The sequence below is a fragment of the Mangrovicoccus sp. HB161399 genome (assembly GCF_013184745.1).
GTDB lineage: Bacteria > Pseudomonadota > Alphaproteobacteria > Rhodobacterales > Rhodobacteraceae > Mangrovicoccus.
This window is the reverse complement of record NZ_JAATVU010000005.1, coordinates 1-13,036: the sequence shown is the minus strand read 5'-3', so window position 1 is coordinate 13,036 and position 13,036 is coordinate 1. Positions and strand designations below refer to the sequence as shown.

The window sequence follows — 13,036 nt, the reverse complement described above, 5'->3', positions numbered from 1 at the left end:
CGGGGGTCTTCTCCTATTCGGCCGCCGCGGGGGATCCGCCGAGAAAGGCGCGGATCACTGCGGGGTCGGACTTGATGCGTTCTGCGGGGCCGGAGCCGGCAATCCGGCCGGCCGCCACGAGATAGGCATGGTCGGCAAGCTCCAGCGTGGCGCGGGCATTCTGCTCGACGATCAGGATGGTCAGGCCGGTGGCGCGGATGCGCGCGAGCGCGGCGAAGACCTCGCGGGTGACGATCGGCGCGAGGCCCAGCGACGGCTCGTCGAGAAGCAGCAGGTCCGGCTTCGACATCAGCGCGCGGCCGATGGCGACCATCTGCTGCTCGCCCCCCGACATCGTGCCCGCGATCTGGCGGCGGCGCTCGGCGAGCTTCGGGAAGAGCGCGAAGACCTCTTCCATCCGCTCGGCCGCGCATTGGCGGGCGCGGGCCGGGAAGGCGCCGAGGCGCAGGTTCTCCTCGACGCGCAGCGCCGGGAAGATGCCGCGCCCTTCCGGCACCAGCGCGATGCCCTCCTCGACGAGGCGGTGCTGCGCCATGCCCAGCAGGGGACGGCCGCGGTAGCGGATGCTGCCCGAAACCGGCACCACCCGGCCGCCGATCGCGCCGAGAAGCGAGGATTTGCCTGCCCCGTTGGCGCCGAGGATGGCCACCATGCGGCCCTGTTCCACGTCTAGCGAGGCGTCTTCCAGCGCGACATGCTTGCCATAGGCGACGGTCAGCCCGCGGATCTCAAGCATCGGCCTCCTCCCCGAGATAGGCAGCGATCACCTTGGGGTCCGACAGCGCGGCCGCCGTCGCCTCGTCGGCGATGAGCCGACCGGAATTCATCACCACGACCCGCGGGCAGAGCGCGCGGACCGCGTCGAGGATGTGCTCCACCATCAGGATCGCCAGCCCCTCGCCCTGCAGCCTCCGGATCAGCGCCACGCCCTCGGCCAGCTCGGTCGGGTTCAGCCCGGCAAGCCATTCGTCGAGCAGCAGCAGCTCCGGCTCGGCGGCGAGCGCGCGGGCCAGTTCCAGCCGCTTCTGGTCGATATAGGTGAGATCCCCGGCGGAAGCGGAGGCGCGTGCCGAAAGCCCGACCAGGTCCAGCGCCCCGGCCGCGACCCGCTCCGCCTCGCGGCCCCAATGCGCCCTGCGGCCGAAGACGGCGGGGATCATCACGTTCTCGCGCAGGCTCAGCGAGGGCAGGATGCGCACCAGTTGGAAGGTCCGCGCGACGCCCGCCCTTGCGATCCGGTCGCGGCCGAGCCCGCTGATCCGCCGCCCGCCGAGCCGGATCTCGCCCGCGCTCATCGGCAGCGCGCCGGAGATCAGGTTGATCAGCGTCGTCTTGCCCGAGCCGTTCGGGCCGAGAAGCCCGGCAATCTCGCCGCGTTCCAGCGCGAAGGACACGCCGTCCACTGCCCGCAACCCGCCGAAGCGCTTTTCGGCTCCGATGATTTCGAGGAAGCTCATGCCCCGGCCCTCCGCCGCATGAGCCTTTCGGCGGCAGGCAGAATGCCCTGCGGCACGAGGAAGACGACGCCGATGAACAGGAGGCCGAGCAGCACGGGATAGGTGTCGGGGAAATGCGCCGAGAGCCATTCGAAGGCGAGAAACAGCGGCACTGCCCCGAGCGCCGGGCCCCAGAGCCGGTTCGCCCCGCCGAGCAGCGCCATGATCACGGTCAGGAAGCTGACGGTCGGATTGAAGACAATCGAGGGCTCGACATAGACATAGCGCGGCGAGGTGATCGCCCCGGCCAGCGTCAGGATCACCGCCGAAAGCACGAAGGCCGCGAGCTTGGTGCGCGCGAGGTTGATTCCGGAATGTGCCGCGACCTCCTCGTCGTCGCCGATCACCCGGAGCGCCATGCCGAGCCGGCTGCGGTTGATCCAGGCGGTGAGCGCGATGGTGGCGGCGCCAAGGGCAAGCATCTGCCAGTAGATGCCGCGGGCGGTGACATCGAGGAAGATGTAGCGCCCGAGCGTGCCGGTGACATTGACCTCGTACCAAGTGATCAGCTGGCGGACGAGCTCGGCCAGCCCGAAGCTGAAGATCACGAAATAGACGCCGCGCAGCCGCAGCGTGGAAAGCCCGACCGCCAGAGCCATCGCTGCACCCGCGAGCGCCGCGCAGAGGAGCACGGCAGGGTAGGGCAGTGCCTCGTTCAGCACGGCGACGGCATAGGCGCCGGTGCCGTAGAAGGCGACGGTGGCCAGCGACACGTAATGCGTCTGTCCCGAGAAGAGCGCCCAGGCCGAGGCCAGCGTCACGTAGGTCGCCGCGCCGATCAGGAGGCCAAGGCCGTAATCCGAGACCATCATGGGCCAGACGGCGAGCAGCGCGAGCGCGGCGGGGGGCAGGAGAAGGCGGATCATGTGCGGGCTCCGAACAGGCCCTGCGGCCGCCAGAGCAGCACGCCGAGGAAGAGGGCGAAGGTCGCGGCCAGGGTCAGGCCGGGATCGATGGCGGTGGCCACGAAGGTTTCGATCAGCCCCAGGGCGAAGCCCGCGGCCAGCGCGCCCGGCACATTGCCTACACCGCCCATGATGACGATCACCAGCGCCTTCATCGTGAAGACCACCCCGCCGGTCGCGGAGAAGGTCTGGTACATGGAGATCGAGGCCCCGGCGGTCGCGGCCAGCGCGGCGCCGAGCGCGAAGCCCTGCCGCGCGACGCGGTTGACGTCGATGCCCACGAGCGGTGCCGAGCCGGGCGCCAGCGCCACGGCGCGCATTGCCAGCCCCCAGCGCGTGAACCTCAGCGCCGCGACCAGCGCTCCGCCGGCGAGCACGCAGATGGCGAAGGCGATCAGCCGGTTCGCCGCAACCGGCACGCCGAAGACGTCCACCCCGCGCTCGAGATGGGAGATCGAGGTGAAATCCGCGCCGAAGGCCAGGAGCAGCCCGCCCTGGAGCAGGAAGAGCAGGCCGAACGTGGCGAGGATGCTGTCGGTCTCCAGCCGCCCTCCGCCGCCCGAGCGCGCCACCAGGGGCCGCATCATCACCTGGTAGAGCAGCCAGCCCGCGCCGTAGCCCGCTGCCGCGATGCCGGGCAGAGACAGGAGCGGCGAGAGGCCGATGCCCTGGAACAGCGCGACGGCGAGGAAGGCGGCGGCGAGGGCAAATTCGCCATAGGCGAGGTTCATGATCCGGGCGATGCCGTATTGCAGGGTCAGCCCGAGGGCGAGCAGCGCATAGGTGCCGCCCAGAACGAGGCCGAGGATGAGCGTGGTCGTCAGCATTGGGATACCTTGGAAGGACGGGGGCGGCCCGGCGATGCGGACCGCGGGAGGTCACCAGTCGGGCTTGGGGATCATCGGCACCGAAGCGCCTTCCTTGCCGGCCGGGTTCACTGCGCGGAAGGCGCCGCCCTGCCACTGGCCGACCCACCAGAGGTCGCGCAGCTGGTTGTCCTCCAGCTTCACCTCGCCGATCACCGTGTCGAAGCTGCCGGTGGACAGCTCCCCGGCCAGCGCCGCATGATCGAGCCCGGCGCGTTCGACCGCCTGCGCCAGCATCTCCAGCGAGGCGTAGGTGATGGCCGAGGCCCAGCTGTCCGGGGCTTTGCCGGCGAAGGCCTCGTGCCGCGCGAAATAGTCCATGATCGCCGGGCTGTCCGCATCCACGCCGCCGATCGCCATCACCCCCTCGGCCTTGCCGTCGGCAACGCCGGGATAGATCGGGAAGGCGCCGCCGACAGAGATGTAGAAGACCTTCGGATTGTAGCCCATCGACTGCGCCGTCTTGGTCATGCCGAAGGAGCCCGGCGGATAGGAAAAGGCGACGAAGCTGTCCGCGCCCGAGGCCTGCGCCTCGCTCATGATCGCGGCGAAATCCGAGGTCCCCAGCGGATAGGTCTTGTCATAGGCCAGCTCGAACCCGGCTTCCTCGAAGGCCGGCCGGGCGCCGGTGATCAGGTCGATGCCGAACCCGTCCGCGACCGAAACCACCGCGATCTTGCCGTTGATCGTTCCGGCATCGCGCGCCTGGCTGAGCACGTCCACCAGCCCGGCCGCGTAGTCATGCCCGCCGCCCAGCATCCAGAAGCTGCGCTCCCAGCGCGCGGCGAAGTCCGGCGCCTTGTCAGTCACCGCCGTCACGGCCAGCTGCGGATAGCCGAAACGGGCCATGAGCGGCGCGATGGCAAGGTTGGCGCCGGTCCCCCAGGGCGGCAGGATCAGGTCGACCTTGTCCTGCGAGGCGAGCCGCTCGATCGCGCGGACCAGGTCCTCGTTGGAGGAGCGGTTGTCGTACTCCACCACCTCGATCATCCGCTGCGATCCATCGGGCATCTTGAGCCCGCCGGCCTTGTTCACCGTGTCGACCCACAGCTCGTAATTGGGGATCGTCGTGATCCCCGCGCCGGTCGCATTCGGTCCCGTCCGGGCCACCGCGTAGCCGATCTTCACCGTGGCGTCGTCCGCTGCCGCGGCACCGGTGCCCAGCACCAGGCACGCTGCCATGCCGACGGGAACTGCGCGCAGGGCTGCGCGCCGCGAAATGGCTGTCATCTGATCCTCCCTTTCGGCCGGCTGCACCCGGCCCTCCTCCGCTCCGGCGGCCCCTTGTTCCGGGGTCCTGCAAAGCTGGCTCTCACCCTAGATCGGGGAGGCGGACCGCATAAATGCACTGGCGCGGCCATTTCTTGCACTGGCGATTGATTTTTTCGGCTGGCCGGCCCAGCATCCGCGCATCATGCCGATCTCAGAAAGGTTGTCCCCGCCGCGCCGCCCGGCTCCGAGGCTGCACCCGATCAGGAGCCCGCTCTCCCGCATCGCCTTCGGCCTGGCCGAAGGGGCGGCGCATCTGCTGCTGCTCGATTACGGCCAGGTCCGGCTGCGCGCCGCCGGCAGCGACGCTGAGCCCGAACACAGCGGCCCGCGGCTGCTGTGGTGGGCAGGCCGGGCCGGCCGGGAACTGGTGGCCGAGAGCGGCGCCAGGGGCGGCCTGCTGTCGATTCCGTCCGCCAGCCTGCTGCAGGCCCTTCCGGCGACGCCGATCGGCGGGCAGATCCAGCGCACGCTGTCGCAGGATCTCGACCTCGCGGCGGACCCGTCCGGCGCCGTGGCCGGCCTGCTCGAGGACTTCTCCCGCGAACGTCAGAGCGCCGAGCCCGGCGCGGAAATCGCAGCCTCGCACTACCTGTCGCTGCTGCTGCTCCAACTCTGGCGCCTGGCGCGCAAGGACCTCGTCACTCCCGGCGGCGCGCCGCAGGGGCTGTCGGAACGCTTCATCCGGCTCGCCGCGCAGCGCGCCCGGGACCATCTGCCGGTCGAGGCCTATGCCAGGGAACTGCAGGTCAGCCGGGACCGGCTCGGCTCGGCGGTGAAGCGGACGACCGGCCTCTCGCCGCGTGCCTACCTGCACGGGATCCTGCTGCGCGAAGCGGCGGAACTGCTGACCAATACCGGCATGCCGGTGTCGCGGGTCGCCTTCCGCCTGGGCTTCGCCGACCCGGCCTATTTCTCGCGGTTCTTCAAGCGCGAGACCGGCCAGACCCCGGCCGCCTTCCGCAAGGCCGCGCGGAAGACGGAGGCACAGGGACAGACCTTCGCCGCCTGGCCCTGAGCAAGCGAGCCGCATCTGCAGGATGGCGATCTGCCGTTCCATGGCCGGCGGCCGGATGCTAGAGACACCTGACCGCGATCCGTCCGCCGCCGGCAATGCACCCGGCCGGGCAGCAGGAAGGCGGGAGGAGGACATGGCCGAGACCGGAAGCATGCTGCGCGACTGGCAGCCCGAGTTGCGCACCCTGCGCTATTTCCTCTGCGTAGCGGAGGAGAAGAACATGACCCGCGCCTCCGAACGCCTGCGCGTCGCCCAACCCGCGCTCAGCCGGCAGATCGCCCGGCTGGAAAGCGAGCTTGGGCTGAAGGTGTTCAACCGCACGGCGCGCGGCATGGAACTGACGGATGCGGGCGAGATCCTGCAGCGCCGGGCCTATGCGGTCATGGCGCAGATTGCCCAGGCGCATCACGACGTTACCGCCCATGCCGAGCGGCCGCAGGGCGTAGTGGTGGTCGGCATGCCGCCGACGCCGGGCGAATTCATCCTGCCGCCGCTCCTGTCGCGGGTGAAGGCCGAATACCCGGAAATCGAGCTGCGCTTCGTCGAAGGGTTCTCCAACGCGCTCGAGCACAAGCTCTCGCAGGGCGAGATCGGGCTTGCGGTGATGCATGACGCGCCGCTGCGGGGCGACATCGCCACCAGCGAATTGCTGGTCGAGCATCTCTACCTGATCGGTCCGCGCGGCGCGCTGGGGCAGGACAGCTACACCCTGGCCCAAGCGGCAGCGATGCCGCTGATCATGCCGAGTCGGCCGAATTTCCTGCGCATCCTCGTCGACAAGCATGCCGACGCGATCGGCGCCGGGCTGAACATCGTGCAGCGGGCCGACGGGGTCTGGCACCTGAAATCTCTGGTCCGGCACGGGCATGGCTTTTCGATCCTGACCTATGGCGGCGTGCTGTCCGAGGTGCAGAACGGCACGCTCGACGCCCGCCCGATCACCAAGCCGCGGATGGCGTGGACGCTCTGCACCGCGACCAAGGCCGACCAGCAGGGCAAGAAGGCGATCCAGGTGGTCGAAACGCTGGTGCGCGACATCGTCGGCGGGCTGGTCGAGGCCGGCATCTGGCGCTGAGCCATGCCGCAACGGCATCGGAATTATCTAATTACGGTATTTGCGTTATGTCTCGCGGTTCCGCAGGATCGCGGCAGACGGGCACGGAGGAAGGCCCGCATTTCTGGGAGGAACCATGTCTCTGAACGCAATTCTGCGGTCGTCGGCGCTTGCGCTCGTGGCGGCTGCCGGTCTCGCAGGTGCCGCGCAGGCGGATACCTACAAGTGGATCACCTTCAAGCCGCAGGGAGCGGGCGACGCGCAGGCGGTTACCACCCAATGGCTCGTCGACGAGTTTGCCAAGCGCACGGAGGGCATGCATTCCATCGAGGTGTTCTGGGGCGGATCGGTCGCGAAGACCCGCGAGATCCCCGAGGCGCTCTCCGCTGGGGTGGGCGACTTCGGCGACATCATCACCCCCTATTTTCCCGATCTGCTGCCGCTGAACAACGCCGTCGGGTTCTTCATCCCGCAGCCGATGAACTCGCTCGAGGTCGGGCAGTTCATGGAGAAGATGCATGCGACCTATCCGCAATTTTCCGCGGAACTCGAAAACCAGAACCTTCATGCCTTCGGTTTCCGGCCGCTCGAGGATTACGGCCTTCTCTGCACCAAGCCCGTGAAGAGCGCAGCGGACATGAAGGGCCTGCGCATCCGGTCCTACGGCTTCGCCTATCCGAAGCTGATCGAGGCGCTCGGCGCGTCGCCGGTCTCGATCGCCACCTCGGAGGCGTACGAGGCGCTGCAGCGCTCGATCATCGACTGCACGCCGATCGGCCCGGCGCTGGCGCGCGGCTGGAAATACGACGAGGTGGCCAAGTACTATGTCGAAGTGCCGCTCGGGGCGTCCTTCGGACATCTGCTGGCGATGAACCTCGACAGCTACAACGCGATGGATGACGAGACCCGCGGAGTCATCGACCAGCTCGGCAAGGACTATCTCGTGGAATATGCCCGGGTTCTGGACGAGGACGCAGCGCGGGTGCGCGAGCTGTGGAAAGGCGAACTCGGCGTCGAGGTGATCCCCTTCCCGAAGGAAGACCTGCTGGGCGTGCTCGACGATGCCGGGGTGCAGGAGGTGCGGCAGGAATGGATCGGCAAGGCCGATGCTCTCGGCGTGCCTGCGGAGGAGATCGCGGAAAGCTTCGATTTCGACACGCCGTCCTGATCCGGACGGGACCGGTCCCGTGCCGTGCTCCGTCACGGCGCGGACCCTCCCTCTCGCGAGAATCCCAGAGATGCACAAGCTCGAAACCCTGCGCCGCCGCTACGGCGCGTTCCTGTCGCTATGCGGAACAGCTGCCGGCGTGCTGATCTTCGCGGTCATGCTGCTGGTCGTGGCCAATGTCGCGATGCGCTACCTCTTCAACCGGCCGGTCACCGGGACGCTGGAACTGACCGAAAGCGCGCTGCCGCTGATCATCTTCATGTCGCTCGCGCTGACCCAGATGCATGGCGGCCATATCAAGGTCGTCCTGCTGACCCGGCGCCTGCCGGAGCGCCTTGCGCGGGCGGCCAACGTGCTGGCGATGCTGGCGGGATTCGTGCTTTTCGCCTGGGCCGCGCATGCAGGCTGGATGATGGCGGCCAAGAGCTTCGCCATCGGCGAGCTGGAGCGCGGCTCGATCCGCTTCCCCATCTGGCCGGTCAAGTTCGCCGTCTGCTTCGGCCTCGCGCTGCTGGCGGTCCAGTACCTGCTCGACGCCGTCTGGGCGGCGCTCGGCGGCAAGTTCGGAGACGGCTCCGGCGAGGTGATGGAATGAGTTCGCTCCTGATCGGCGGCATCGGCGTGGCGGGGCTGTTCGGCGGCATCCTCCTCGGAATCAACGTCATGGTGGTGCTGGGCCTCGTGGGCGCCTTCGGCCTCGCCTCCATCGTGGGCGTCAAGGCAGCGACGGCGATGCTCGGCACGGTGTTCTTCGACACGACCCACAGCTTCCATTTCTCGGTGATCCCGCTCTTCCTGCTGATGGGCTTCTTCGCCATGCGCGCGGGGCTGGGCGAGGACCTGTTCGAGGCCACCACGAAATGGCTCGGCAACCTGCGCGGCGGCCTGGCCATCTCGACGACGCTCGGCGCGGCGGCCTTCGGCGCGGCCTCGGGCTCCTCGGTGGGCACGGCGACCGTCTTCACCAAGCTGGCGCTGCCGCAGATGCTCGACCGCGGCTACGACAAGAGCCTCGCCTCCGCCTCGATCGCCATCGCCGGCACGCTGGCGGTGATGATCCCGCCCTCGGCCCTGGTCGTGGTCTACGGCATCCTCACCGACAGCTCGATCGGCGCGCTGCTGATCGCGGGCTTCCTTCCGGGCATCGTCTTCGCGCTTGTGCTGTGCCTCGCGATCTGGCTGACAGTGCTGCGCAATCCGGGCCTCGCGCCGCGCGAAAGCCATCGCTTCACCCTGCGGGAAAAGCTGGCCTCGCTGAAGCTGGCCGGACCGCTGGTGCTGATCATCCTGCTGATCGTGGCGGGACTCTATGCCGGCATCTTCACCCCGACCGAGGCGGGCGGGATCGGCGCATTCGCCACCTTCCTGCTGGCGGTCATCCGCCATCGCGGGCTTGCAGGCGTGGAGCTGCGCAGGACCCTGCTTGAGACCATCCAGACCTCGGCGATGATCTTCGGCATCCTGATCTGCGCCCTGGTCTTCTCGAAATTCCTCGCCCTCTCGGGCGTCGCCAATGCGGTCGGCGGCACCCTGGCCGGCCTGGAGGTGAACCGCTGGGTGATCGTGCTGCTGGTCTCGCTGATCTACCTCGCGCTCGGCATGATGATGGACGCGCCGGCGCTGCTTGCGATCACCCTGCCGATCACCCATCCGGTAATGATGGATCTCGGCTTCGACCCGATCTGGTTCGGCATTTTCGTCGTGCTCCTGGTCGAGATCGGCGCGGTGACGCCGCCGGTCGGGATCAACTGCTTCGTGGTGCAATCGGCCTCGAACGGACGGGTGTCGCTCGAGCAGGTGTTCCGCGGGCTGCTGCCTTTCGTGCTGGCGGGCTTCGCCATGCTGGTGCTGCTTTGCCTCGTCCCGCAGATCGCCCTTTTCCTGCCGGAGACGATGCTGTGAGCGCGGCCCTGGAACAGCCCCCAGCGCTCCGTGGCGCAGGGCAGGGCGGGCGTGCGGTCCTGCGCACCACGCTGACCTCTCCCTACGGGCGCAAGGTGCGCATGGCGGCACAGGTGCTGGGGCTGACGGACCGTATCGAGCTGGTTCCGGCCGACACCCGCGATCCTGCGGACGACCTGCGCGGGCAGAACCCGCTGGGCAAGATGCCCTGCCTGATGGCCGATGGCGAGACCTTCTACGACAGCCGGGTGATCCTGGAATTCCTCGATGCGCTTTCCGGGGACCGCTGTCTCATCCCGCGCGCCGGGCGCGCCCGCTTCCGATGCCTGACGGCGGCCTGCCTTGCCGACGGCATCACCGATGCGGCGCTGCTCATGGTCTACGAGGGGCGCTTCCGCAATGCGGAGAAGATCTCGGAGGAATGGCTGGCGCATCAGCGCGGCAAGGTCGAGCGCGGGCTTTCGGCGCTTGCGGCGCGGCCGCCCGACCCGGACCGGACCGATGCGGCCGCAATCTCGCTGGCCTGTGCGCTCGGCTATCTGGACTGGCGCGCGCCGGTGGATTGGCGCGGCCGCTGCCCCGGCCTGGCCGATTGGCTCGCGCGCTTTGCCGATGCCGAACCCGCATTCAAGGCAACGGAGGCCCCGACATGACCGACTGGCCCGAACAGCGTCTCGCCGCGCCCGATCCGGCGGGCTACGATGCCCGCCAGCGCGAGATCCACGACGCCATCGCCTCGGGGCCGCGCGGCGGCGTGCGCGGTCCGCTTGCCGTGTGGCTGCACCGCCCGGAGCTTGCCGCCAGGGCGCAGGAGCTGGGGCGCTACTGCCGCTATGACAGCTCGCTGGAGCCGCGGCTGAGCGAGCTGGCCATCCTTGCCATGGCACGGCACTGGAACGCGGAATACGAGTGGCATGCCCACAAGCCGCCCGCGCTGGAGGCCGGTCTCTCGCCGGAACTGGTCGAGGCGCTGCGCACCGGCGCCGAACCGCCCTATGCCGATGCCGAGGAGCGCGTGACCCACGCTGTCGCCGTCTCGGTCCTGGCCACGCGGAACGTGCCCGACGACCTCTATGCCGAGGCCGAAGTGGTGCTCGGGATCCGGCGGCTCGTCGATCTGGTGGGGGTCATCGGCTACTACACGCTGATCTCGGCCACGCTGAACGTGTTCCGCATCTCCCCGCCGCGCGACGCTCCGAAGGAACTGACATGAACGACGCCCCGATCACCTGGAACCCGGACCGCAGCGCGCCCGAGCTGGAGCTGCCGGAGGGGGCAACCGACTGCCATGTGCATGTCTTCGGCCCGGTGTCTCGCTTTCCCTACGCGGCTGAAAGCGGTTTCAAGCCCGGCGACGCGCCCAAGGAAGAGCTGTTCCGGCTGCATGACCTGCTGGGCTTCGAGCGCTGCGTGATCGTGCAGTCCGGCTGCCATGGCCATGACAATTCGGCCGTGGCCGATGCCCTGGCGGCCCGGCGCGGCCGCTGTCTCGGCATCGCGCTGGCCCCGCCGGAGATCCCGGATGCCACGATCCGGAGGCTGCACGCGCAGGGCTTCCGCGGGCTGCGCTTCAACTACATGTCCCACCTCGCCCCCGGCGCCGGCCCGGACCAGCTGCGGGCGCTGGCCCCGCGCCTGGCAGATCACGGCTGGCAGCTTCTGATCCACATGGAGCCAGGGCTGATTGCCGGACTCGCGCCAGTGCTGGCGGAGCTGCCCTGCCCGGTGGTGATCGACCACATGGGGCGGATCGAGGCGAGGCGCGGCATGGACCAGGCGCCCTTCCGGGAGCTGGTCCGGCTGGGAGAAAGGGATCATGTCTGGCTGAAGGTCTCGGGATCGGAGCGCTGCTCGGCCGGGGAGCCGCCCTATGCCGATGCCACGCCCTTCGCCGCGAAGCTGGTCGAGCTCTATCCGGACCGCACCATCTGGGGCACCGACTGGCCGCATCCGAATTTCCGCGCCGCACCGCCTGATGACGGCGTGCTGGTCGATACGCTCGCCGCGATCGCTCCGGGTCCGGAGGCCCTCGGGCGGCTGCTCGTCGGCAATCCAGGGCGGCTCTACGGCTTCGGGGCGGCTGCATGACCGGGCGGCTCGACGGCAAGGTGGCCATCATCACCGGAGCGGGCTGCGTCGGACCCGGCTGGGGCAACGGCCGCGCCGCCTGCATCCGCTTCGCAGAAGAAGGCGCGAAGATCTTCGCGGTCGATCTGCGCGCCGACGCGATGGACGAGACCCTGGCCCGCACCCGCGATGCAGGCGGCGAGGCGGAGCCGCATCTGTGCGATGTCACCGACGGCGCGGCCGTCGAAGCCATGGTGGCCGCCTGCATCGCCCGCTTCGGCAAGGTCGACATCCTCGTCAACAATGTCGGCGGTTCGGTCCGGGGCGGGGCGGCAGAGCTGCCGGAGGAGGACTGGGACCGGCAGATGGCGTTCAACTTGAAATCCGTCTACCTGACCTGCCGTTCGGTGCTGCCGCAGATGGCGGCACAGCGCTCTGGCGCAATCGTCAACACCGCCTCGACCTCGGGCCTGCGCTGGACCGGGGCCGCGCAGGTGGCCTATGCTTCCGCGAAGGCGGCGGTGATCCAGTTCGGCAGGGTCACGGCGGTGGAATACGCGCCCCGCGGCGTGCGGGTGAATACCGTGGTGCCTGGCCAGCTGCACACGCCGATGGTCGAGGCCCGGCTGGCGCGCCAGCGCGCCGGCGGCGACGTGGATGCGCTATTGGCGCAGCGGCTGGCGCGCATTCCCCTGGGCTGGATGGGCGATGGCCGCGACACTGCCAACGCTGCACTTTTCCTTGCCTCGGACGAGGCGCGCTTCGTCACCGGGACGGAAATTGTCGTCGACGGCGGCATGTCAGTGCGCTGCGACTGAAGCGCCAGTTCCGGAATTCCCGTTGCGTCTCTAGTGCCCTTGCCCCCGACCGCCGGACTGGGCGTTACATTATTCCCAGAGAGAGGGACCCCACATGTGCAGGCAGCCCCGCCGGCATTCCGCCGCCGGGTTCAAGGAGCAGGCCGCCGCTTGCCTGTCCGGGCCGGGCGCCACCCAGGCCGGCGTCGCAGGCGAGCTCGGCATGACGCCGCCGCAGCTGAAGGGCTGGCGGCCCGAACTCGCCGCCGCGGGCCCGGCCGGGGCGATCCGGCTGCAGCAGGCCGGGGCTGCCGCGTTCCGCGGACGACAGACAGCCGGCACGATCTCGGGTTCAAGCTGGTCCGCGCCAGCGGGCCGGATGATCCGGGGGCAAGCTCAGACTGAGGAGGCCCCCATTTCCCGGACAGGTTTGCGGCGGTGCTAAGCTTGCCTGTTGATCATGCTGCCGCCTGTAGGTCAGGGCCCTGATGGGC

Annotated in this window: 14 protein-coding genes; 9 read left to right on the top strand and 5 right to left on the bottom strand. The window is 69.2% G+C overall.

The features are described from left to right. Positions 1-13 precede the first annotated feature (13 nt). From HCC78_RS03965 to HCC78_RS03945, 5 genes are read right to left on the bottom strand one after another with little or no spacing between them, the layout of a single operon-like run. The gene (locus HCC78_RS03965) at positions 14-736 is read right to left on the bottom strand and encodes an ABC transporter ATP-binding protein (RefSeq protein WP_172327444.1); all 723 of its coding nucleotides are present in this window, start codon (positions 734-736) and stop codon (positions 14-16) included. Beyond that, positions 729-1,457, bottom strand: coding sequence for an ABC transporter ATP-binding protein (locus HCC78_RS03960; protein WP_172327443.1), 729 nt, complete (start codon positions 1,455-1,457; stop codon positions 729-731). Before HCC78_RS03960 ends, HCC78_RS03965 begins: the two co-directional genes overlap by 8 nt. Then, positions 1,454-2,362 carry a branched-chain amino acid ABC transporter permease gene (locus HCC78_RS03955; protein WP_172327442.1) on the bottom strand — a complete coding sequence of 303 codons (909 nt, stop codon included), beginning with the start codon at positions 2,360-2,362 and terminating at the stop codon, positions 1,454-1,456. The genes HCC78_RS03960 and HCC78_RS03955 overlap by 4 nt, the downstream gene beginning before the upstream one ends. Further along, positions 2,359-3,228, bottom strand: coding sequence for a branched-chain amino acid ABC transporter permease (locus HCC78_RS03950; protein ID WP_172327441.1), 870 nt, complete (start codon positions 3,226-3,228; stop codon positions 2,359-2,361). Before HCC78_RS03950 ends, HCC78_RS03955 begins: the two co-directional genes overlap by 4 nt. Before the next feature lie 51 nt (positions 3,229-3,279). Next, positions 3,280-4,497 carry an amino acid ABC transporter substrate-binding protein gene (locus HCC78_RS03945; RefSeq protein ID WP_172327440.1) on the bottom strand — a complete coding sequence of 406 codons (1,218 nt, stop codon included), beginning with the start codon at positions 4,495-4,497 and terminating at the stop codon, positions 3,280-3,282. Positions 4,498-4,681: 184 nt separating this feature from the next. Here HCC78_RS03945 and HCC78_RS03940 point away from each other — a divergent pair, with 184 nt between their 5' ends. The 9 genes from HCC78_RS03940 to HCC78_RS03900 all read left to right on the top strand — a co-directional run bounded on the left by HCC78_RS03940 (position 4,682) and on the right by HCC78_RS03900 (position 12,563). Beyond that, complete coding sequence (locus HCC78_RS03940) at positions 4,682-5,554, top strand: AraC family transcriptional regulator (RefSeq protein ID WP_172327439.1); 873 nt, start codon at positions 4,682-4,684, stop codon at positions 5,552-5,554. 133 nt (positions 5,555-5,687) lie between these two features. After that, positions 5,688-6,629, top strand: a complete 942-nt coding sequence (locus HCC78_RS03935) for a LysR family transcriptional regulator (protein ID WP_172327438.1) — start codon at positions 5,688-5,690, stop codon at positions 6,627-6,629. 115 nt (positions 6,630-6,744) lie between these two features. Then, positions 6,745-7,776, top strand: coding sequence for a C4-dicarboxylate TRAP transporter substrate-binding protein (locus tag HCC78_RS03930; protein WP_172327437.1), 1,032 nt, complete (start codon positions 6,745-6,747; stop codon positions 7,774-7,776). Between the two features lie 70 nt (positions 7,777-7,846). After that, positions 7,847-8,371 (top strand): TRAP transporter small permease subunit, encoded by a 525-nt coding sequence (locus HCC78_RS03925; protein WP_172327436.1) that lies wholly within the window; start codon positions 7,847-7,849, stop codon positions 8,369-8,371. Then, positions 8,368-9,678, top strand: coding sequence for a TRAP transporter large permease (locus tag HCC78_RS03920; protein WP_172327435.1), 1,311 nt, complete (start codon positions 8,368-8,370; stop codon positions 9,676-9,678). Before HCC78_RS03925 ends, HCC78_RS03920 begins: the two co-directional genes overlap by 4 nt. After that, positions 9,675-10,331: a glutathione S-transferase family protein gene (locus tag HCC78_RS03915; protein WP_216671017.1), complete on the top strand. Its 657-nt coding sequence runs from the start codon at positions 9,675-9,677 to the stop codon at positions 10,329-10,331. The genes HCC78_RS03920 and HCC78_RS03915 overlap by 4 nt, the downstream gene beginning before the upstream one ends. After that, on the top strand, positions 10,328-10,891 hold the full coding sequence (locus HCC78_RS03910) for a carboxymuconolactone decarboxylase family protein (RefSeq protein ID WP_172327434.1): 564 nt from the start codon (positions 10,328-10,330) through the stop codon (positions 10,889-10,891). Before HCC78_RS03915 ends, HCC78_RS03910 begins: the two co-directional genes overlap by 4 nt. Next, on the top strand, positions 10,888-11,766 hold the full coding sequence (locus HCC78_RS03905) for an amidohydrolase (protein ID WP_172327433.1): 879 nt from the start codon (positions 10,888-10,890) through the stop codon (positions 11,764-11,766). The genes HCC78_RS03910 and HCC78_RS03905 overlap by 4 nt, the downstream gene beginning before the upstream one ends. Then, complete coding sequence (locus HCC78_RS03900; RefSeq protein WP_172327432.1) at positions 11,763-12,563, top strand: SDR family NAD(P)-dependent oxidoreductase; 801 nt, start codon at positions 11,763-11,765, stop codon at positions 12,561-12,563. The genes HCC78_RS03905 and HCC78_RS03900 overlap by 4 nt, the downstream gene beginning before the upstream one ends. The last annotated feature ends 473 nt before the right edge of the window (positions 12,564-13,036 follow it).